We start from the raw sequence: 20867 nt of genomic DNA, 5'->3' as shown, positions 1-20867 counted from the left end.
GCTCCCACATTGGTTTTGTGGTGCACATAAAAATTATCCACAGGAGCGTGGACCATGCGTTGGGCGACGTATTTCGCCGTGTTGGCGTCTGTCTTGAGTGTTGGCCTGGCCCTCGGTGTCAGCATGCCGCTGGTGTCGTTGCGTCTGGAGGGTTGGGGCTACGGCTCGTTCGCCATTGGTGTGATGGCGGCGATGCCGGCCATCGGCGTGTTGCTGGGGGCGAAGATCTCCAGTCACCTGGCGGCGCGCTTCGGTACGGCGAACCTGATGCGCCTGTGCCTGTGGGCCGGGGCGCTTTCCATCGGCCTGCTGGCGTTGCTGCCAAGCTACCCGATCTGGCTGGTGCTGCGGCTGATGATCGGCGTAGCCCTGACCATCGTTTTCATCCTCGGCGAGAGCTGGATCAATCAACTGGTGGTCGAGCACTGGCGTGGGCGATTGGTCGCTCTGTATGGCAGCAGTTACGCGTTGAGCCAACTGTCCGGTCCGTTGCTGTTGGGCGCACTCGGCACCGATCACGATTATGGTTTCTGGGTGGGTGTCGGCCTGTTGATCGTATCGCCGCTTCTGTTGCTGGGCCGCAGCGGCGCGCCAAGCAGTGAGGCCAGCAGCGTGACTTTCGGCGACCTGTGGGGGTTCGCTCGTGAACTACCGGCCATCGCCTGGGCGGTGTCGCTGTTCGCTGCGTTCGAAGCGATGATCCTGACGCTGTTGCCGGTGTATTGCCTGCAACAGGGTTTCACCGCCGAAATTGCGCTGGCGATGGTCAGCACCGTGGTGGTGGGCGATGCGCTGCTGCAATTGCCCATCGGTGCATTGGCCGACTACCTGTCGCGCCGGACCTTATTCACCGGCTGCGCCGTGGTGCTGATGCTGTCGAGTCTGGCGATCCCGATGTTGCTCGACACTTTGCTGATCTGGCCGCTGTGGGTGCTGTTCGGCGCCAGTGCCGGTGGTTTGTTCACGCTGTCGCTGATCCTGATCGGCGAGCGCTACCGCGACGATGCGCTGGTGCGGGCCAACGCGCATGTCGCGCAGCTGTGGGGCGTCGGTTGTCTGATCGGGCCGTTGATGGCGGGCGCGGGCAGCCAATGGATCAGCGGGCATGCGTTGCCGTGGTTGATGGCGGCCGGTGCATTCGGGCTGGTGATTCTGCTGTCGCGACAAGGGGCGTTCGGCAAGGTGCCGGAGCCCGCTTGATGAGCCGGCTGGAGCGGGCTGCTACAGCATTCGCTCCAGTCCCACGGTGGTGCTGAACCACGCATTGAAGCGCCGCCACCAACTGCCCGGTTCCTTGGTCAGGGTGTGCATCTGGCCGTTGTCCTCCGTGACCCACACCACTTTTCCGTCCTGCAGTTTCGCTTCGTAGCTGAGCGCCGGCGCCATGCCCTGCAAGGCCAGCTCGCGTACGTGGGCTGCCATTTCAGGGCTGTCCACCAGCACCCCGACTTCAGTATTCCAAAGCACCGAGCGCGGGTCGAAATTGAACGAGCCGATGAACGATTTTTTGCCGTCGAAGATCATCGCCTTGCTGTGCAGGCTCGAATCCGAGCCGCGATAGGACTTGCTGTAAAACAGGTGCGGGCCGCTGCCGGAGTTATCACCAGGCTGGCGCCGCAACTCAAAGAGCTTCACGCCATGTTCCAGCAGCGCCTTGCGATACGGCGCATAACCGCCGTGCACCGCCGGCACGTCGGTGGCTTCCAGCGAGTTGGTCAACAGGCTCACCGCTACACCGGCATCGGCGCGGCCGGTCAGGTACAACAACCCTGGCTGCCCCGGCACGAAGTAAGCAGAAATCATCACCAGTTCTTTGCTGACCCCGGTGAGCTCCGGCGCCAGTTGCGTCGTCAACAGCAATTGCGGATCCGGTTCATCCTTGGCCAGCACCTTGCTCGGCGCATCCCACAGCGCCTGGTTCCAGGCCCAGATCAGCTCTTTACGCCAGATATCCATGCGCGGGTCGGTGCGGTAGGTCATCAACTGCTGATACAGCGCGTGATTCTGTTTGCGGGTTTCTTCCAGGGATTCTTCCAGGCGCGTGCGGGTGTTCTGCAGGTCTTTGGACGTGGGTTTGCTGGAGAGGAACTCGTCGATCGGCTTGCTCAGGGCGCTGTTCCAGTACTGGTCGAAACTGTGCCCGAGCTGCTCGGCGACCGGCCCGACACTGAGCATGTCGATATCGGTGAAATTCAGGTTGGGCTCGGCATCGAAGTATTCGTCGCCCAGATTGCGCCCGCCGACGATGGCCGCGCTGTTGTCCGCCAGCCACAACTTGTTGTGCATCCGCCGGTGTTGCAATGACAGGTTGAACAGTCGCCCCGCCGCCCGGGTCACGCCGGTGCTGCGCCCCAAGTGCAGCGGATTGAACAGGCGGATCTGGATCTGCGGATGCGCCGCCAGGGTGGCAATGATCAGGTCGAGGCCGTCGCTGGTGGTGTCGTCCAGCAGGATCCGCACCCGCACGCCACGGTCGGCGGCCTTCAACACTTCTTCCACCAGCATTCGGGTGCTGATGCCGTCATGGACGATGTAGTACTGCAAGTCGAGGCTGCGTTGAGCGTTGCGGATCAGCTCGGCGCGGGCGGTGAAGGCTTCGGTACTGTTGGACAGCAGGCGAAAGCCGGACTGGCCCTTGTAGGGCGCCGCCTGGGCCTGGATCGAACGGCCGAACGCGGAGTCGGAGGCGGGCAGTGCCTGGCTCGGTTCACGAGGAACATCCAGCGAAGCGCACCCGGCGAGCAGCAGGGCGGACAGCAGTGCAGGCGGCAGTAGGTGTCTGGAGCTCAAGTCGGATGGTTCCGGGTGTGGGCGAGGTCAGGAGTATGGCACGGCGCACGCCGCCTGTTGCCTGTTCGAAAAGGGCAGTCAATCCGACCCCTGAAGCAGAGCGGTTTGTAGCCCATGGCTGTCGGCAGGACACAGTTTTTTATACAAACTGCGGATTTTTCCGGCTCTCATCAGCTACGCCCCGCAGCGATTTTTCCAGCGCTCAATACACCCTCGCCTTACATCACTGCCGGGAAGCAACCGGAATAATGACAACGCTGATTCTGAGGCAGGACGTTTCCTGTTTTTCAGCAGAAGAAGCGCAGCTGGCTGTCATCTTTCGATTCTTATGGAGTGAGAATTTTCATGCGCAAGACCTTTCGTGCAATCGCTGTCGCAAGCGCCCTGTGTCCGGCACTGGCCATGGCCGATGGTGCAGACCTGACCATTATCGGGACGATCATCCCGACCTCGTGTACGCCGGCCTTCACCGGCGGTAACACGGTGGATCTGGGCAATATTTCCGCCGCGTCACTGAATCGGGACAGTCAGACCGAACTGACCAACCACAACGTCACGCTGAATGTGAGTTGCTCGGCGTCCGCGCCCATGGCCATCAAGGTGCATGACAATCAGGCCCATACCCACCTGCAAGGTATCGTCATCGATGGCACCGATTGGGCGCTGTACATCTACGGAATCGGCGAGGTGGCCGGCACCAAGATCGGTGGATACGGCCTGCGATACGGTACCCCTACAGTCGATGGCAAGCCGTCGATGATCATGTACAAGCAAGGGGGCATGACCAACTGGGATACTCCGGATACCGCAACGCTGGTGGGAAAGAATGCTGACGGCGGCAATCTTCGTTATTCGTGGGGCGGATCCCTGGCCGCAGGCCCGACGCCGGGCGTCGTGCACACCTTTCCCATGACGCTGGTGCCGGTCATCGGCCCGTCGGCGAACCTGCCGATCACTTCTGACATCGCGCTCAATGGCTCGGCAACGTTCGAGCTGCTCTACCTCTGACACAGCGCGCAACGCGCAAATCATCGACAGGCACCGGTCGCTCCGGGCCTGTCCGTTCCAATCAATGTAATCGGCTGGCCTGCGGCCCGGCATGAATGCCGGCTGCGCGCTCGCCCGTGGACAACGTCATGAACGCCTTTTTGCGAAAAGCCATCGCCAGTGTGCTGCTGGTTTCTTTTTGGGTGCCCGGCTCGATCCGGGCGGCGGGAATGGTTCCCGAGACGCCTGTCGTTGTGCTCGACGAAGGCGTGGGTGAGGCCGGCATCAATGTGTTCAACAGCGAGTCGCATCCCGCGCTGCTGCACACGTCTGTCGAAGATGTGCCGCAAGACACCGAGTCATTGCTGTTGCTGACACCGCCGGTGGCACGGGTCGAGCCTGGTGCGACGCAGCGCGTGCGTTTCATTCTGCGCAGCGCGCAACCCTTGAAGACCGAGCGTCTGAAGCGCGTGATCTTTGAGGGCATCGCGCCGCAGGACTCGACGGGCAAGGCGCAGGTAAGCCTGAGCGTGCGGCAGAACATTCCGGTGATCCTGCGTCCGGCGAATCTGCCGGTCGACCGCGAGCCCTGGAAGCATCTGGTGTGGTCTCGACAAGGGACAGACATCCAGGTGCGCAATCCCAGCCCGTACGTGGTGCGGCTGGGCCATTCGGTGACGCTGCTGCCGGGCCAGAGGGAGATGGATCTGGGGCGCACTTATGTGCTGCCCGGTGAGCAACTGACCTTGAGCGGAACGCCTGATCCGAGTCATGCGCCGCTTCAGGTAAGGCTGTTTCCAGTGACCACGTACGGTTTCGCCATTGCGCACTTCGATGCTCCTTTGGTGACGGATTGATGCATCGAGCTTGTCTGGCCGGTTCGGCGTTGATCATCGCTCTTGGCACCGCCCCTGTCGCCAGAAGCGCCGAGGGTCTGTCCGTGCAATTCAATCAGGACGTGCTCAAGTCCCGTGGGCTGGATCCGCGTCTGGCCGAATATTTCAGCCAGGCATCGCGCTTTCGCGAGGGCGTGCAGGCTGTCTCGCTGTCGGTCAACGGGGTTGCGAAGGGGCGGGTGCAGGTGGCGTTCGATGCCGAAGGCGAGTTGTGTTTCACGCCGTCCCTTCTGGAGCGGGGCGGCATCCGGGCAGCGGATCGCATCGAACCGGCGCGCGGATCGGGATGCGAGCTGTTCGCCCGGTATTTTCCGGACGCGGTGGTGCAGGTCGATCCGGCGCAGGAACACATCGCATTGCTGTTGCCCACCGATGCGCTGTTACCCGATCGCCCGGCCGGTCGCAGTTTCCTCAACGGCGGCACGGCAGGCCTGTTCAACTACGACGCCTTGCTGCTGGGCAGCCGTTTCGCCGGTCAGTCTTCGCAATTCCGTAATCTGAATGCCGAGCTGGGCCTGAATGCGGCGGACTGGTCGTTTCGCAGTCGCCAGGTGTACAGCGAGTTCGACGGACAGGATCGTCTCGAGCATTTGTATGCCTACGCTTCGCACACCTCGGAACGCTACCGGGCCAACCTGCAACTGGGTCAGTTGAACATGGTCTCGCCGCTGTTTTCCGGTGAGGCGTTCAACGGATTGCAGGTGCAACCGGAACTGGCCCTGATGGCGCTGGACGATGACAGCGCCGGCGCGCGGGTTGAAGGCATTGCCTATTCCGCCGCGCGGATCGAAGTCACCCAGAACGGCGCGCTGATCTACACCACCGTGGTGCCCGGTGGGCCTTTCACGCTGGTGGGGTTGCCGCTGCTCAGCCAGAGCGTGGATCTGGAAGTGACGGTGCATGAAGAGGACGGTCAGCAACGGCGTTTCATCGTGCCGGCGACGCAGCTGCGAGGCGCCATGACGGGCAGGGCGGCAGGTTATGGGCTGGCCGCCGGCCAGGTGCGGCGCTATGCCGGTGACGAGCGTGATGCGCCGTCCTTCATCGCAGCGAGCAAGGACTGGCAGTTGGGTTCGCGCGGGCAGATCACGGCCGGCGCCATGTTCGGTACGGGTTATGAGTCGCTGGGCTGGGCAATGCAGGGCGGCGTCGGCGATCGGTGGGTATTCGGTGGCCGGCAGGTGATTTCCCGGGCACAGGATCAGGCTGTGTCCGGCACGCAATTGCAGTGGACCGCCAGCGGTCGGCTGAATGACAGGTTGTCGACAAGTGTTGCGCTGACCCAGCAAACACAGGGTTTCCGCACACTGTCGGACACCACCTGGGATTCGCGCAATGATCGACCGTTCCAGCGAGTGCGTAATCAACTGACGGCAAACCTCAGCACCAGTAGTCCGGTGTACGGAGGCTTTTCCACCAGTTATTCGCGGTTTTCCATGTTCGACGGGACGGCCACTTCCAGAGTCGCCCTGGCCTGGTCGCGGAGCATTCGGCGGGCCAATGTGACATTCACGGTTGAGCGGGATGTCGCCGGGGCCTCCGACGATGCCCGTGGCACAGCGGCCTATCTGAGCGTCAACCTGCCGTTGGGCGGGCGCCAGACGTTGCGCGGTTATGTGCGCAACGACGACGTGAGCGGTACCCGCAGCGGTCTGCGATTCAATGAACAACTCAGCGACACCCTGGCCTATAGCATCGGCGCCGAGCGACCGGATGACGGCAGCGCCGGGTTCAACGGGCGGGTCAATCTGTTGCCCCGCTACAGTCAGATGGACATGGGCTATTCGCGCAGCGGCGCCGGTAGCCAGAACTATGACATTGGCCTGCGCGGCGGTGCGCTGGTACACAGCGGCGGCGTGACGCTGTCGCCTTATCCGCTGCGCGAAACCTTCGCCTTGCTCAAGGCCGGTGACAGTGCGGGCGTCAGATTGAACACCCCGCGTGGCCCGGTCTGGACCGATCATTCAGGGCACGCCGTGGCCGCCAGTCTGCCGCCATACAGCAAAGGCCGGGTCGAACTCGACACGGCCAGCCTGGGGCGCAATATCGATGTGCACAACGCTTTTCAGGAAGTCGAAGCCGGACGTGGCGCCGTGGCGCAACTGGCGTTCGACATGGTCACCGCGCGGCGCGTGCTGTTGCAGGCACGCATGCCGGACAGCCAATTTGTCCGCAAGGGTGTCGGTGTTTTTGATGACCAGGGGCGGTACGTCACCAGCGTGCTGGAGGCTGGGCGGATTTTCCTGCCGGACGTGCAACCAGAGCTCAAGCTGCACGTGCGGTTGCCGGATGGCCAGCGTTGTCATCTGGAATTCGCCATGAACCTGGAGCCTGATGTCGACGGATTGTATGAAACCGCAGCGGCCATCTGCCGCACTGTCTGAAAAAGGAAAACATCATGCAAGGATTGAAGACAGGCGCCACTTGCGTGCTGCTGACGGGGCTTTTGGTATTCATGGAAGGTGTGGAGGCGAACCCCGATTGCGCGGTCAGGCTCGGCCCGGCTGCTATCGATTTCGGCACCACGACGCGCGGGCAGTTGCTGGCGCAGTCGGTACAAGGTGAGTCTTTGAGTTTCGGTCTTCGCCGTGCTCAGGCCACGGTCCAGTGCAGCCGGCCCGGTCCGTTGCGCCTGGAGCTGACCGGGCCGGTCGCCGATGCCGGACATTACCGCTTCGGCGCCGGTACGCTCGGGGTTCGTGTGTTGAGCGTGCGGGTCGACGGCAGGCCGACGCAGTGGCTCATTGAGGGGGCGGATGCTGATGTTCTACGTCCTGGTTCCAGACTGATACCTGCGCTCGCCGGTATTGGAATCGAAGGCCAAGGCATGGAAATCGAGCTGGAACTGGACGTGCGCGTGCCATCGGAGGCGAGCCGGGTCAGTGACCTGACTCGTCTGGAAACCAATCTTGGATTTCGTTTGCGCTAAATCCCGTCCGCCTCAGAGATTGTCACTCTCGGCCAGCAGCCTGATGGCGGTCGCGCCGACCTTGCGTACTGCTTCTTCGATCAGCGCTGTCGGTTTGGCCGCGTAGTTCATGCGCAGGCAATTGCGGTACTTGCCCGAGGCGGAAAAGATGCTGCCGACGGCAATCTGTACGCCTTGATCGTGCAGCGCACGATTCAGTTTCAGCGTATCGAAACCTTCCGGCAGTTCGACCCAGAGCATGAAGCTGCCCTGCGGGCGGCTGGCGCGGGTGCCGGCCGGGAAATAACGGGTCACCCAGTCGATCATCACGTCGCGATTGCGCTGATATTGCGTGCGCATCCGTCGCAAATGCGGTTCGAAGTGCCCGGCCTTGAGAAATTCGGCAATCGCGATCTGCGGTTGTGGTGCGGTGGAACCGGTGCTGATGTATTTCATGTGCAGCACGCGTTCGAGGTAGCGACCGGGCGCGACCCAGCCGATGCGCAAGCCCGGCGCGAGGGTCTTGGAAAATGAACTGCACAGCAAGACACGGCCATCTTCGTCGAAGGATTTGATCGTGCGCGGACGCGGGTAGGTGTAGGCCAGTTCGCCATACACATCGTCCTCGATGATCGCCACGTCGAAGCGCTGGGCCAGGGTGAGCAGGGCGCGTTTGCGCGACTCCGGCATGATGTAGCCGAGCGGGTTGTTGCAGTTGGGCGTGAGCTGGATGACCTTGATCGGCCATTGTTCCAGCGCCAGTTCCAGGGCTTCGAGGCTGATGCCGGTGAGCGGGTCGGTGGGGATTTCCAGGGCTTTCATGCCCAGCCCTTTGAGGGTCTGCATGGCGCCGTGGAAGCTCGGCGAATCCACCGCAACGATGTCGCCGGGCTCGCAGATTGCGTGGATGCTGGTGGACAGCGCTTCGTGGCAACCGGTGGTGACGACGAGGTCGCTGGCGCTCAACTGGCAGCCGGAATCGAGCATCAGTCGGGCGATCTGTTCGCGCAGTTCGAGGGTGCCGTGGATGTTGTCGTAATACAGACCGGGCATGTCCTGACGGCGGCTGATACGGGCCAGTCCGCGCAGCAGCGGTTTCATCGTCGGTGACGAGATGTCCGGCATGCCGCGACCGAGCTGCACCACGTCCTCGCGCGGCACGGCGCGAATCAGTTCCAGCACCTGATCCCACTGGGAAATCTCCACCGGCCGTTGCGCCGGACGCCCGACCGCCGGCAGTTCCGGCAGCTCGCGACCCACCGGCACGAAGTACCCGGACTTGGGTTTCGGCGTGGCCAGGCCGCTGTCTTCCAGCATCCGATAGGCCTGCTGCACCGTGCTCAGGCTGACTCCGTGTTCTACGCTCAGGGCGCGCACCGACGGCAGGCGATCACCAGGACGGTAGAAGCCTTGTTCGATGCGGGTGCCGAGCAGTTCGGCGAGATTCACATAGAGCGTCATGGCACTGCCTCGATGCAGATGATTCGTTAAACCAGTACAGATGCGGCGTAAATCGACAATTCAGTCTCAGAGACAGCAAATCTGTATGGAAATAATACAGATGTGTTGAATCTGTAATGCTTTTGCTCGCCCGCGCATCATGGAATCTCTGGCTACCCAAGTAAACAGGAGCAATGAAAATGAACGGCTTGAGCGATGTGCGGCTGACGTTACACAGTCAGGAACTGGAGGCAGGGCAACAGGACAACGCGCGCAACGAGATCATGCGCAACGCGCCGTCCGGCCTGAGTCGCTGGGGCCTGTTCTGGCATCGTCTGCACACGCGCAAGGCGTTGCTGCGCCTGACGCCGGAACAGCTCAAGGACATCGGGCTGACCCGCGAGCAGGCGCTGGAGGAGGGGTTGAAGCCGTTCTGGCGGATCTGAAAACTTCGGTGCCTGTTTCGGCCCCTTCGCGAGCAAGCCCGCTCCCACATTCGACCGTGTTCTCCAGGTGGAGCGCGGTCACCTGTGGGAGCGGGCTTGCTCGCGAAGGCGTATTCAGGCCCTCAACAGAAACATCAGACCAACTCTTTGAGCCGGTGCCACAGCATCCCCAACGCCAGCAGCGGTGAGCGCAGATGCTTGCCGCCGGGGAAGGTGATGTGTGGCACTTTGGCGAACAGGTCGAAGCCGCCGCCGTGCTGGCCGCTGATGGCCTCGGCCAGCAGCTTGCCCGCCAGGTGCGTGGCATTCACGCCGTGACCGGAATAGGCCTGGGCGTAATACACATTCGGTTGCTCGGCGAGCCGGCCAATCTGCGGCAGACGGTTGGCGCCGATGCCGATCATCCCGCCCCACTGATAGTCGATCTTCACCGAGGCCAGTTGCGGAAACACTTCGAGCATCTTCGGCCGCATGTAGGCGCCGATGTCCTTTGGATCACGCCCCGAGTAATGGCAGGCGCCGCCGAACAGCAGACGCCGGTCCGCCGAGAGCCGGTAATAATCGAGCGCCACCCGTTGGTCGCAGACGGCCATGTTCTGCGGCAGCAGGTTGTGGGCCTGTTCCTCGCTCAGCGGTTCTGTGGCGATGATGTAGCTGCCGGCTGGCAGCACCTTGCCGCTGAGTTGCGGATTCAGATTGTTGAGATAGGCATTGCAGCCCAGCACCAGGGTTTTCGCTCGCACCGAACCTTGCGTTGTATGCACCCGGACTTCAGGGCCGTAGTCGATACGGGTAACCGCCGATTGCTCGAACAGCTTCACCCCGAGTTGCTGCGCTGCTGCGGCTTCGCCAAGCGCCAGGTTCAGCGGGTGCAAATGCCCGGAACCCATGTCGATCAAACCGCCGACGTAGCGTTTGGAGCCGACCACGGTGTGCATTTCGTTCGCTTGCAGCAGGCGAGTTTCGTAGCGGTAACCGAGGCTGCGCAGCTCTTCGGCGTCTTCGGCAAAACCTTCAAGGTCGGAAGGTTTGTTGGCGAGGTCGCAGTAACCCCAGGTCAGGTCGCAGGGAATCTGAAATTTTTCGACGCGCTGTCGGACGATTTCCACCGCTTCCAGGCCCATGAGCTTCATCTGACGCACGCCGTCGGTGCCGATCACGTTGGCGAACTGGTCGAGGCCGTGACCGACCCCGCGAATCAGCTGGCCACCGTTGCGACCGCTGGCGCCCCAGCCGATCCGGTGCGCTTCCAGCAACACCACGCTCAAGCCCCGTTCAGCCAGTTCGAGCGCGGTGTTCAGCCCGGAGAAACCGCCACCGACTACGCACACGTCCGCGATCAGTTCACCTTGCAGCACCGGATGATCGGGTTGCGGCAGGCTGCTGGCGGCGTAATAAGAGGCAACGTGGGGCTGGCTCGCGGTGGCTTGGGCGCGGGCATTCATGGGCGTCATCCTGAGCGGGTGTCGAGAAAATTTGACGGAGCATAAGCCGCAGGCCCGAGGCCGGGCAACATTGGTCGGCCCGTGGTGTCTGGATCACGGCTTTTGCGGCACAATTGCCGCCTATTTCGCTCCGGTTACCGCTGCAATGAGCTGCAACAGTCAGAAAATCCGCACCCTGCGTCAGCAGATTCCCACGTTCGAATGCGTGCCGGGCTGCCATGACTGCTGCGGACCGGTGACCACCTCGCCCGAGGAAATGTCCCGCCTGCCGCGCAAGACGCGCGCCGAGCAGGACGCAGCCATGGAAGAGCTCAACTGTGTGCACCTGGGGCCGAATGGCTGCACGGTGTATGACGAGCGTCCGCTGATCTGCCGGTTGTTCGGCACCACCCGGACCTTGCCGTGCCCCAATGGCCGGCGACCGGTGGAGCTGATTCACCCACAGGTCGAGAAGAAGGTGTTCGAGTACATGGCCGAAAACCGGCAGGTGCTGGTCTGAGCGATCAGTCCGGAATCGGCAGGCTCAGGCTCTCTTTCACTTCTTCCATCACGATGTAGCTCTTGGATTCACGCACGTGCGGCAGCTTGAGCAGGATGTCGCCCAGCAGCTTGCGGTACGAGGCCATCTCGGAAATCCGCGCCTTCACCAGATAGTCGAAATCCCCTGACACCAGATGGCACTCCAGCACGTGGGGCAACTTCAGCACGGCGCGTCGAAACTCTTCGAAAGTATCGCCGGATTTGTAGTCGAGGCTGATCTCGACGAACACCAGCAGACTACCCTTCAAGTGCTGCGGATTCAGGCGGGCGTTGTAGCCCATGATGATCCCCTCGCGCTCCAGGCGACGCACCCGCTCGGTGCATGGCGTGGTGGAGAGCCCGACCTTCTCGCCCAGTTCAGTGAATGAAATCCGCCCGTCCGCCTGCAGGATCCGCAAGATGTTGCGGTCGATCTTGTCCAGCTCACGTTTGGTCTGAGTGTTGGTACGCATAGGGGATGCGCCTCCGTGAAAAGGGTTTTTGCCGAGAATTGTCGCCAAATATAGGCGCTTATACAGTGAAAAGCACTGGCAAATCTTTTTTACACTGCGCGCATCATTGCTCTGACAACACACATGCGCGGCACGCCGCGATGAGGGATACAAAAATGCGCGTTATGGTCTTGGGTAGCGGCGTCATCGGTACCGCCAGTGCTTACTATCTGGCCCGTGCCGGGTTTGAAGTGGTGGTGGTCGACCGGCAGCCCGCCGCGGCCATGGAGACCAGTTTCGCCAACGCCGGTCAGGTCTCGCCGGGCTACGCCTCGCCGTGGGCTGCGCCGGGCGTGCCGCTCAAGGCCATCAAGTGGTTGCTGCAACGCCACGCGCCGCTGGCGATCAAGGCCACCGCCGATATCGATCAGTACCTGTGGATGGCGCAGATGCTGCGCAACTGCACCGCCAACCGTTACGCGGTGAACAAGGAGCGCATGGTGCGTCTGTCCGAGTACAGCCGCGACTGCCTCGACGAATTGCGCGCCGAAACCGGCATCGCCTACGAAGGCCGCAGCCTCGGCACCACCCAGTTGTTCCGCACCCAGGCGCAACTGGATAACGCCGCCAAGGACATCGCTGTATTGAAAGAGTCCGGCGTGCCGTTTGAAGTGCTCGACCGCGCCGGCATTGCCCGCGTCGAACCGGCTCTGGCGGGTGTCACCGACATCCTCGCCGGTGCCCTGCGCCTGCCGAACGACCAGACCGGTGACTGCCAGATCTTCACCACCCGCCTCGCCGAAATGGCCACCAAGCTCGGTGTGGAATTCCGCTTTGGTCAGGACATCCAGCGCCTCGACTTCGCCGGTGACCGCATCAACGGCGTGTGGATCGACGGCAAGCTGGAAACCGCCGACCGCTACGTGCTCGCCCTCGGCAGCTACTCGCCGCAACTGCTCAAGCCGCTGGGCATCAAGGCCCCGGTTTATCCGCTGAAGGGTTACTCGCTGACCGTACCGATCACCAACCCGGCAATGGCCCCGACGTCGACCATTCTCGACGAGACCTACAAGGTCGCGATCACCCGTTTCGACAACCGCATCCGCGTCGGCGGCATGGCGGAGATCGCCGGTTTTGACCTGTCGCTGAACCCGCGTCGGCGCGAAACCCTGGAGATGATCGTCAACGACCTTTATCCTCAGGGCGGCAATCTGGCCGAAGCGAGTTTCTGGACCGGCCTGCGTCCAACCACCCCGGATGGCACGCCGATCGTCGGCGCCACCCCGTTCAAGAACCTGTTCCTGAACACCGGTCACGGCACCCTCGGCTGGACCATGGCGTGCGGCTCCGGTCGCTTGCTGGCTGACCTGATGGCGAAGAAAAAACCACAGATCAGCGCCGAAGGCCTCGATATTTCCCGTTATGGCAACACCACCCAGGAGTCCGCAAAGCATGGCAATCCAGCGCCAGCTCACCAATGAGCGCATGAGTCAGATCGTCAGCCACAACGGTACGGTGTATCTGTCCGGGCAGGTCGGCGATGACTTCAACGCCGGTGTCGAACAGCAGACCCGCGACGTCCTCGCCAACATCGAGCGTCTGCTCGATCTGGCCGGCACCGACAAACAGCATCTGCTGTCGGCGACGATCTACCTGAACGACATCGAGGCGCACTTTGCCGGCATGAATTCGGTGTGGGATCAGTGGCTGCCCAAAGGCGCCGCCCCGGCCCGTGCCACGGTTGAAGCGAAGATGGCCAAGCCGAGCATCCTGGTCGAGATCTCCATCGTCGCCGCGTTGCCGTAACCCGCTGTAAAGATCCCTCTCCCGGTGCTGTTGGCGGTTCACGCCGTCAGCCAGCGCCGGTTTTTATTCCCATGACCGCCAAGAAGTCTGCTGCCATGCGTCCTGCCCGTGCCCTGATCGACCTTCAAGCCCTGCGTCACAACTACCGTATCGCCCGTGAAGTCACCGGTGCCAAGGCACTGGCGGTGATCAAGGCCGATGCCTACGGCCATGGCGCAGTGCGTTGCGCCCAGGCGCTGGAGGCTGAAGCGGACGGCTTCGCGGTGGCGTGTATCGAAGAGGCCCTGGAGCTGCGTGCCGCCGGGATTCGCGCGCCGCTGCTGTTGCTCGAAGGCTTTTTCGAGGCTGACGAGCTGGCGCTGATCGTCGAGCACGATCTCTGGTGCGTGGTGCACTCCCTGTGGCAACTCGAAGCGATCGAGCAGGCGGCATTGAGCAAACCGATCACCGTGTGGCTGAAGCTCGATTCGGGTATGCACCGCGTCGGTCTGCATCCAAAGGATTACCCGGCGGCTTACCAGCGTTTGCTGGCCAGCGGCAAAGTGGCGAAGGTCGTGCTGATGAGCCACTTCGCCCGGGCCGATGAACTGCACGAGCAGAGCAGCGCCGACCAGGTCGCAGTGTTCGAAGCCGCACGTCAGGGCCTGGCGGCTGAAGTCAGCCTGCGCAATTCGCCGGCGGTGCTGGGCTGGCCGCAGATTCACAGCGACTGGGTGCGTCCGGGCATCATGCTCTACGGCGCCACCCCGTTCGAAGAAGCCAACGCCGTGGCCGAGCGCTTGCAACCGGTGATGACGCTGGAGTCAAAAGTCATCAGCGTGCGCGAACTGCCGGCCGGCGAACCGGTGGGTTACGGCGCGAAATTCATCACCGACAAGCCGATGCGCATCGGCGTGGTCGCCATGGGTTATGCCGACGGTTATCCGCGTCAGGCGCCGACCGGCACTCCGGTGCTGGTGGCCGGCCAGCGCAGCCGCATTCTTGGCCGGGTGTCGATGGACATGCTGTGCATCGATCTGACCGATGTGCCGCAAGCCGGCCTCGGTTCGACCGTCGAACTGTGGGGCAAGAACATCCTCGCCAGCGATGTGGCGAAGTGGGCTGACACCATTCCGTACCAGATCTTCTGCAACCTGCGTCGGGTGCCAAGGCTCTATTCCGAGGGTTGAAGCGCAAGCAGGGCCCAAGTGTTGTAAATACTGAACGCTGTCGCCATGATAACGCTCAATATTTCTACAGCATCAGGAGGCTCTCGCCTTGGACGTCGGTGAACGACTGCAATCGATCCGCAAACTCAAAGGGCTTTCCCAGCGTGAACTCGCCAAGCGCGCGGGCGTCACCAACAGCACCATTTCGATGATCGAAAAGAACAGCGTCAGCCCTTCGATCAGTTCGCTGAGGAAAGTTCTGGGCGGGATTCCCATGTCCATGGTCGAGTTCTTTTCCGAAGAGATCCTGCAGGAAAAACCGACCCAGATCGTCTACAAGGCCAACGAGCTGATCGACATTTCCGACGGCGCCGTGACCATGAAACTGGTCGGCCGTGCGCACCCGAGCCGGGCCATCGCGTTCCTCAATGAAATCTACCCGCCGGGCGCCGACACCGGCGAAGAAATGCTCACCCACGAAGGCGAGGAAACCGGGATTCTGGTCGAAGGACGCCTGGAGCTGGTAGTGGGCCTTGAAACTTTTATCCTCGAAGCCGGCGACAGCTACTACTTTGAAAGTACCAAGCCGCATCGTTTCCGTAATCCGTTCGATGCACCGGCGCGACTAATCAGCGCAGCCACGCCGGCGAATTTTTAAACAAAGAGGCGCCAGGCCATACCGGCGAAGGCACCCGAAACGTTTTTCCACAGCGCGATATAACCCCTTCGACTTTGGGGTTGTTTCAGTGAAGCGGGCTAACCGCTATACTTGCGCCCGCCTGCGAACCGTGGCCGCAGGCGTGAATAGCCACCATTGAGGGTGAACGCGTGAACCTAATTATGAAAATGCTGGCTGCACCAGCAACCGTACTGGCCCTCTGGGCTGTCAGCGCTCAAGCTGCGACGAATGACGACATTGCCAAGCGCCTCGAGCCAGTCGGCCAGGTGTGTGTTCAAGGGCAAGAGTGCAAGGGGATGGAAGTCGCTGCTTCGGCAGGCGGCGGTGGCGGCGCCAAGACGCCGGACGAAGTGATTGCCAAACATTGCAACGCTTGCCACGGCTCCGGCCTGTTGGGCGCACCGAAAATCGGTGACGCCGCAGCCTGGAAAGAGCGCGCCGATCACCAGGGCGGCCTCGACGGCATCCTGGCCAAGGCCATCACCGGCATCAACTCCATGCCGCCGAAAGGCACCTGCGCCGACTGCTCCGATGAAGAGCTGAAGGGTGCGATCCAGAAAATGTCCGGCCTGAAATAAGCCGCGCTTCTGACGAAAAAAACCGTCTTCGGACGGTTTTTTTGTGCCCGCGATTCAGGCCTGAGGCTGTTCTTTGCAGCAAACAACCGGCAATCTCGGTCGTACCTCTATTCACGGAACGGGCAGGAGGCTTCAGATGGTGCAGTTGTGTTCGATCGAACAGGCAGTGGACGACGTACTGGCGCGGTTGCCGGCGCATATCCACATGGGCCTGCCGCTGGGGCTGGGCAAACCCAATCCCTTCGTCAACGCGCTGTACCGGCGGGTTGCCGGATTGCCCGAACGGCAACTGACGATCTACACCGCCCTGTGCCTCGGCCGTCCGGCGTTGGGCGATGGTTTGCAGAAGCGCTTCATCGAACCCTTCGTCGAGCGGGTGTTCGGCGATTACCCGGAACTGGAATTCCTCGCCGACCTGCACCGCGACAGCCTGCCGTCCAACATCCGAATCGAGCAATTTTTCATGCAGCCCGGCAGCCTGCTCAACAGCGCGCCGGCCCAGCAGGATTACGTCAGCAGCAACTACAGCCACGCCGCCCGCGACATCAACGCCGCCGGCCTGAACCTGGTGGCGCAGTTGCTCGCCAGCAGCAGCGAACACCCGGATCGCCTGAGCCTGAGTTGCAACCCGGACATCACCCTCGACCTGTTCCCGATGATCGCCAAACGCCGGGCAGCGGGGGAGAACATTCTGCTGGTCGGCCAGGTGCACTCCGAGTTGCCGTACATGCCGGGCGATGCCGAAGTCGATATCGATACCTTCGACCTGCTGATCGACGAGAAGGACAGCAGCACGCTGTTTTCCACGCCGAACATGCCCGTGGGATTTCAGGATCACTTCATCGGTTTGCACGCCAGTACGTTGGTGCGCGATGGCGGCACTCTGCAGATCGGCATCGGTTCGATGGGTGATGCGCTGACCGCTGCGTTGCTGGCGCGTCAGGCCGACAATGCCGGATACAAGGACTTGCTGGCCGATGTGAACCTCAGCCAATGGGCACAGTTGATCGAACGCGAGGGCGGCACCGAGCCGTTCGCCAAAGGGCTTTACGGGTGCAGCGAAATGTTCGTCAACGGCCTGCTGGTGCTGGCCGAAGCCGGGATCATCCGGCGCAAGGTCTACCCGGACGTGCAGACCCAGGAGCAGGCCAACGCCGGGACCCTCGACGAGGCGGCGCAAACCGATGGTCTGTCGATCCACGGCGGTTTCTTCCTCGGGCCGCGCAGTTTCTATGAGCGCTTGCGTGAGTTGCCGCTGAGCAAACGTCTTGAATTCAACATGACCCGCATCAGCTACATCAACGAGCTCTACGGTCAGGAAGAGCTCAAGCGCCTGCAGCGTCTCGATGCGCGATTCATCAACACCGTTTTCACCATGACCCTGCTGGGCGCCGGGGTGGCGGATCAACTGGAAGACGGGCGGGTGCTCAGCGGCGTCGGCGGGCAGTACAACTTCGTTGCCCAGGGCCATGCGTTGCACGATGCGCGGTCGATCATGCTGCTGCGTAGCTGGCGCGAGTCCGGCGGCGATGTCAGCTCGAACATTGTCTGGGAGTACGGCCACTGCACGATTCCACGGCATCTGCGCGACATCGTGGTCACCGAGTACGGCATCGCCGATCTGCGCGGCAAGTCGGATGCGGTGGTGATCGAGGCGCTGTTGAACATCAGCGACTCGCGCTTCCAGCAGGGCCTGATCGAACAGGCGCAGAAGGTCGGCAAGCTGCCGAAGGATTTCCGTCTCGATCCGCGCTTTACCGACAACACCCCACAACGCTTGCAAGCGATTGCCGCGCGCCATCCGAACCTGTTTCCGGAGTATCCGCTGGGCTGCGATTTCACTGAGGTCGAGAAGGACCTGTTGCGGGCGCTGAACTGGCTCAAGAGCAAGTTCAAACTGACGGAGATTCTGGAACTGGGCAAGGCAGCACTGGATGCGCCTGAGGCTTCGCTGTATCCGGAGCATCTGGCGCGCATGCAGCTCACCGATCCGGAAGGCCTGAAGGAAGACCTGTTTCAGCGGTTGTTGCTTACTGGCCTCAAAGCTACCGCGCAATAACCCTCGGCATAAAACCACTGTGGGAGCAAGCCCGCTCCCACAGTTATTGGGGCAAGCTTGCGCCTTTCAGCGATTACTCGATGAAAGTAACCACGCCATCCTTCAGCGATTTCACGCGAGCCAGCGACTCGACGCGGTAACCCTGCGAATCCAGCTCCGCACGGCCGCCCTGGAACGACTTCTCGATCACGATGCCCAGGCCCGCGACGGTGGCGCCGGCTTGCTTGATGATCGAGATCAGCGCCTGGGACGCCTTACCGTTGGCCAGGAAGTCGTCGATGATCAGCACGCGGTCGCTGCTGGTCAAGTGGCGCGGGGAGATGGCCACGGTGCTTTCGGTCTTCTTGGTGAACGAGTAAACGGTCGCCGACAGCAGGTTTTCAGTCAGGGTCAGGGACTGTTGCTTGCGGGCGAAGATCACCGGCACACCGAGGTTCAGACCAGTCATGATCGCCGGAGCGATGCCCGAGGCTTCGATGGTGACGATCTTGGTGATGCCCGAATCCTTGAACAGCGTGGCGAATTCGTCGCCGATCAGCTTCATCAGGGCCGGGTCGATCTGGTGGTTCAGGAAGGCGTCGACCTTCAGGACCTGGTCGGAAAGCACAATGCCTAGTTCGCGGATTTTCTGGTGCAGGGCTTCCATGAAGCTGTCCTCTGTTGGCGCCTTGTGCGCCCTAAGGTTTTAAAAAAAGTGGTCAATTCTAGCGCTTTAACATCGCGCGTATATCAGCCAATGCGCTGTTGCCCCGCACGGCTTTGACTTCGGTCGGTGTGTCGTCGTTGCCTTCCCAGGCCAGGTCGTCCGGCGGCAGTTCATCGAGGAAGCGGCTTGGCGCGCAGTCGATGATCTCGCCGTACTGTTTGCGCTTGGCGGCGAAGGTAAACGCGAGGGTCTGGCGCGCGCGGGTGATGCCCACGTAGGCCAGGCGGCGTTCTTCTTCGATGGTGTCGGCTTCGATGCTGGAGCGGTGCGGGAGGATTTCCTCTTCCATGCCCATGATGAACACGTAAGGGAATTCCAGGCCCTTGGACGCATGCAGGGTCATCATCTGCACGCCTTCGGCGCCGTCTTCCTCTTCCTGCTGACGTTCCAGCATGTCACGCAGGACCAGTTTGCCGATGGCGTCCTCGACGGTCATTTCGCCGTCTTCGTCTTTTTCCAGGGTGTTCTTCAAGGCTTCGATCAGGAACCAGACGTTGCTCATCCGGTAGTCCGCGGCCTTGTCGCTGGAGCTGTTGGTGCGCAGCCAGTTCTCGTAGTCGATGTCCATGACCATGCTGCGCAGGGCGGAGATCGGGTCTTCGCCGGCGCACTGCTCGCGCACCTTGTCCATAAAGCGCTTGAAGCGCGACAGGCGATCGGTGAAGCGGCTGTCCAGATGCTCGCCCAGGCCGAGTTCATCGGTGGCGGCGTACATCGAGATCTTGCGTTCGGTGGCGTAGTTGCCGAGTTTTTCCAGGGTCGTCGAGCCGATCTCGCGGCGCGGCACGTTGATCACCCGCAGGAAGGCGTTGTCGTCGTCCGGGTTCACGATCAGGCGGAAGTAGGCCATCAGGTCTTTCACTTCCTGACGACCGAAGAAGCTGTTGCCGCCGCTCAGACGGTACGGCACCTGATGGTGCTGCAGTTTCAGCTCGATCAGCTTGGCCTGGTAGTTACCGCGATAGAGGATCGCGAAATCGCTGTACGGGCGGTCGGTGCGCAAGTGCAGGCTGAGGATTTCCATGGCCACGCGCTCGGCTTCGGCGTCCTCGTTGCGGCAGCGGATCACGCGGATCTCGTCGCCGTGGCCCATTTCACTCCACAGCTGCTTCTCGAATTCGTGCGGGTTGTTCGAGATCAGCACGTTGGCGCAGCGCAGGATGCGGCTGGTGGAGCGGTAGTTCTGCTCCAGCATCACCACTTTCAGGGACGGATAGTCGTCCTTGAGCAGCATCAGGTTTTCCGGCCGCGCGCCACGCCAGGCGTAGATAGACTGGTCGTCGTCGCCCACCACGGTGAACTGGTTGCGCTTGCCGATGAGCATTTTCACCAGCAAATACTGGCTGGCGTTGGTGTCCTGGTATTCGTCGACCAGCAGGTAACGCACCTTGTTCTGCCACTTTTCGAGGATGTCGGCGTGTTCTTCGAAGAGTTTCACCGGCAGCAGGATCAGGTCGTCGAAGTCCACCGCGTTGAACGCCTTGAGCGTGCGCTGGTAGTGGGTGTAGACGATGGCGGCGGTCTGTTCCTTGGGGTTGCGGGCGTTTTCCAGGGCCTCGGCCGGCAGGATCAGGTCGTTTTTCCAGGCGCCGATCATGTTCTTGATCTCGTCGACGCCGTCGTCGCCTGCGTATTCCTTCTGCATGATGTCGGTCATCAGCGACTTGACGTCGGTTTCGTCGAAGATCGAGAAACCGGGTTTGTAGCCCAGCCGTTCATGTTCCTTGCGGATGATGTTCAGGCCCAGGTTGTGGAAGGTGCAGACCGTCAGGCCGCGACCTTCGCCGGCACGCAGCAGGGTGCCGACCCGTTCCTTCATCTCGCGCGCGGCCTTGTTGGTGAAGGTCATGGCGACGATGTACTGGGCGCGGATGCCGCAGTTCTGGATCAGGTGCGCAATCTTGCGCGTGATCACGCTGGTCTTGCCGGAGCCAGCACCGGCGAGCACCAATAGAGGGCCGCCGACGTAGTTCACGGCTTCTTGCTGCCGGGGATTGAGTCGGGACAT

The 20867-nt window shown here is 61.8% G+C and carries 19 protein-coding genes; 13 read left to right on the top strand and 6 right to left on the bottom strand.

Translation table 11 applies throughout. The annotated features are described in order from the left end of the window. The first annotated feature begins 54 nt into the window (after window positions 1-54). Window positions 55-1200, top strand: a complete 1146-nt coding sequence (locus QR290_RS00095) for an MFS transporter (protein ID WP_115079681.1) — start codon at window positions 55-57, stop codon at window positions 1198-1200. 21 nt (window positions 1201-1221) lie between these two features. On the opposite strand, the gene QR290_RS00090 is transcribed toward QR290_RS00095, so the two are convergent. Next, window positions 1222-2790: a phospholipase D family protein gene (locus QR290_RS00090; protein ID WP_289204063.1), complete on the bottom strand. Its 1569-nt coding sequence runs from the start codon at window positions 2788-2790 to the stop codon at window positions 1222-1224. 345 nt (window positions 2791-3135) lie between these two features. Here QR290_RS00090 and QR290_RS00085 point away from each other — a divergent pair, with 345 nt between their 5' ends. The 4 genes from QR290_RS00085 to QR290_RS00070 all read left to right on the top strand — a co-directional run bounded on the left by QR290_RS00085 (window position 3136) and on the right by QR290_RS00070 (window position 7602). Then, on the top strand, window positions 3136-3798 hold the full coding sequence (locus QR290_RS00085; protein WP_289204062.1) for a DUF1120 domain-containing protein: 663 nt from the start codon (window positions 3136-3138) through the stop codon (window positions 3796-3798). Window positions 3799-3926: 128 nt separating this feature from the next. Continuing rightward, a complete protein-coding gene (locus QR290_RS00080) occupies window positions 3927-4634 on the top strand; it encodes a fimbria/pilus chaperone family protein (protein WP_289204061.1) in 708 nt (235 codons plus the stop codon). After that, window positions 4634-7057: a fimbria/pilus outer membrane usher protein gene (locus QR290_RS00075; protein ID WP_289204060.1), complete on the top strand. Its 2424-nt coding sequence runs from the start codon at window positions 4634-4636 to the stop codon at window positions 7055-7057. The genes QR290_RS00080 and QR290_RS00075 overlap by 1 nt, the downstream gene beginning before the upstream one ends. Before the next feature lie 14 nt (window positions 7058-7071). Next, on the top strand, window positions 7072-7602 hold the full coding sequence (locus QR290_RS00070) for a hypothetical protein (protein WP_289204059.1): 531 nt from the start codon (window positions 7072-7074) through the stop codon (window positions 7600-7602). Window positions 7603-7614: 12 nt separating this feature from the next. Here QR290_RS00070 and QR290_RS00065 read toward each other — a convergent pair whose 3' ends face one another. Beyond that, the gene (locus tag QR290_RS00065; protein WP_289204058.1) at window positions 7615-9042 is read right to left on the bottom strand and encodes a PLP-dependent aminotransferase family protein; all 1428 of its coding nucleotides are present in this window, start codon (window positions 9040-9042) and stop codon (window positions 7615-7617) included. 179 nt (window positions 9043-9221) lie between these two features. Here QR290_RS00065 and QR290_RS00060 point away from each other — a divergent pair, with 179 nt between their 5' ends. After that, a complete protein-coding gene (locus tag QR290_RS00060; protein WP_007954481.1) occupies window positions 9222-9467 on the top strand; it encodes a DUF1127 domain-containing protein in 246 nt (81 codons plus the stop codon). 134 nt (window positions 9468-9601) lie between these two features. Here QR290_RS00060 and QR290_RS00055 read toward each other — a convergent pair whose 3' ends face one another. Then, complete coding sequence (locus tag QR290_RS00055; protein ID WP_289204057.1) at window positions 9602-10912, bottom strand: NAD(P)/FAD-dependent oxidoreductase; 1311 nt, start codon at window positions 10910-10912, stop codon at window positions 9602-9604. Window positions 10913-11057: 145 nt separating this feature from the next. Here QR290_RS00055 and QR290_RS00050 point away from each other — a divergent pair, with 145 nt between their 5' ends. Continuing rightward, a complete protein-coding gene (locus QR290_RS00050; protein WP_289204056.1) occupies window positions 11058-11411 on the top strand; it encodes a YkgJ family cysteine cluster protein in 354 nt (117 codons plus the stop codon). A 4-nt stretch (window positions 11412-11415) separates the two neighbouring features. Here QR290_RS00050 and QR290_RS00045 read toward each other — a convergent pair whose 3' ends face one another. Further along, entirely contained in the window at window positions 11416-11904 is a 489-nt protein-coding gene (locus QR290_RS00045; protein ID WP_003177284.1) for an Lrp/AsnC ligand binding domain-containing protein, read from the bottom strand. Window positions 11905-12059: 155 nt separating this feature from the next. Between QR290_RS00045 and dadA the strand changes: the two genes are divergently transcribed. The 6 genes from dadA to QR290_RS00015 all read left to right on the top strand — a co-directional run bounded on the left by dadA (window position 12060) and on the right by QR290_RS00015 (window position 18153). Next, the gene (dadA, locus tag QR290_RS00040; RefSeq protein ID WP_007954487.1) at window positions 12060-13364 is read left to right on the top strand and encodes a D-amino acid dehydrogenase; all 1305 of its coding nucleotides are present in this window, start codon (window positions 12060-12062) and stop codon (window positions 13362-13364) included. Beyond that, the gene (locus QR290_RS00035; RefSeq protein ID WP_039765240.1) at window positions 13336-13689 is read left to right on the top strand and encodes a RidA family protein; all 354 of its coding nucleotides are present in this window, start codon (window positions 13336-13338) and stop codon (window positions 13687-13689) included. The genes dadA and QR290_RS00035 overlap by 29 nt, the downstream gene beginning before the upstream one ends. 95 nt (window positions 13690-13784) lie before the next feature. After that, window positions 13785-14858 carry an alanine racemase gene (gene alr / locus QR290_RS00030; RefSeq protein WP_289204055.1) on the top strand — a complete coding sequence of 358 codons (1074 nt, stop codon included), beginning with the start codon at window positions 13785-13787 and terminating at the stop codon, window positions 14856-14858. Window positions 14859-14946: 88 nt separating this feature from the next. Next, on the top strand, window positions 14947-15495 hold the full coding sequence (locus QR290_RS00025; protein ID WP_003229444.1) for a cupin domain-containing protein: 549 nt from the start codon (window positions 14947-14949) through the stop codon (window positions 15493-15495). A gap of 182 nt (window positions 15496-15677) precedes the next feature. Beyond that, on the top strand, window positions 15678-16094 hold the full coding sequence (locus tag QR290_RS00020) for a c-type cytochrome (protein ID WP_064600380.1): 417 nt from the start codon (window positions 15678-15680) through the stop codon (window positions 16092-16094). Window positions 16095-16230: 136 nt separating this feature from the next. Further along, window positions 16231-18153: an acetyl-CoA hydrolase/transferase C-terminal domain-containing protein gene (locus tag QR290_RS00015; RefSeq protein ID WP_289204054.1), complete on the top strand. Its 1923-nt coding sequence runs from the start codon at window positions 16231-16233 to the stop codon at window positions 18151-18153. Between the two features lie 73 nt (window positions 18154-18226). Here QR290_RS00015 and QR290_RS00010 read toward each other — a convergent pair whose 3' ends face one another. Beyond that, entirely contained in the window at window positions 18227-18799 is a 573-nt protein-coding gene (locus QR290_RS00010; RefSeq protein WP_007954497.1) for a xanthine phosphoribosyltransferase, read from the bottom strand. 58 nt (window positions 18800-18857) lie between these two features. Beyond that, window positions 18858-20867 carry a DNA helicase Rep gene (gene rep, locus QR290_RS00005; RefSeq protein ID WP_085731399.1) on the bottom strand — a complete coding sequence of 670 codons (2010 nt, stop codon included), beginning with the start codon at window positions 20865-20867 and terminating at the stop codon, window positions 18858-18860.

The organism is Pseudomonas fluorescens (genome assembly GCF_030344995.1).
GTDB classification, from domain to species: domain Bacteria; phylum Pseudomonadota; class Gammaproteobacteria; order Pseudomonadales; family Pseudomonadaceae; genus Aquipseudomonas; species Aquipseudomonas fluorescens_BF.
Note: the sequence above shows the minus strand (reverse complement) of the source record. Positions and strands in the feature narration are given on the sequence as shown.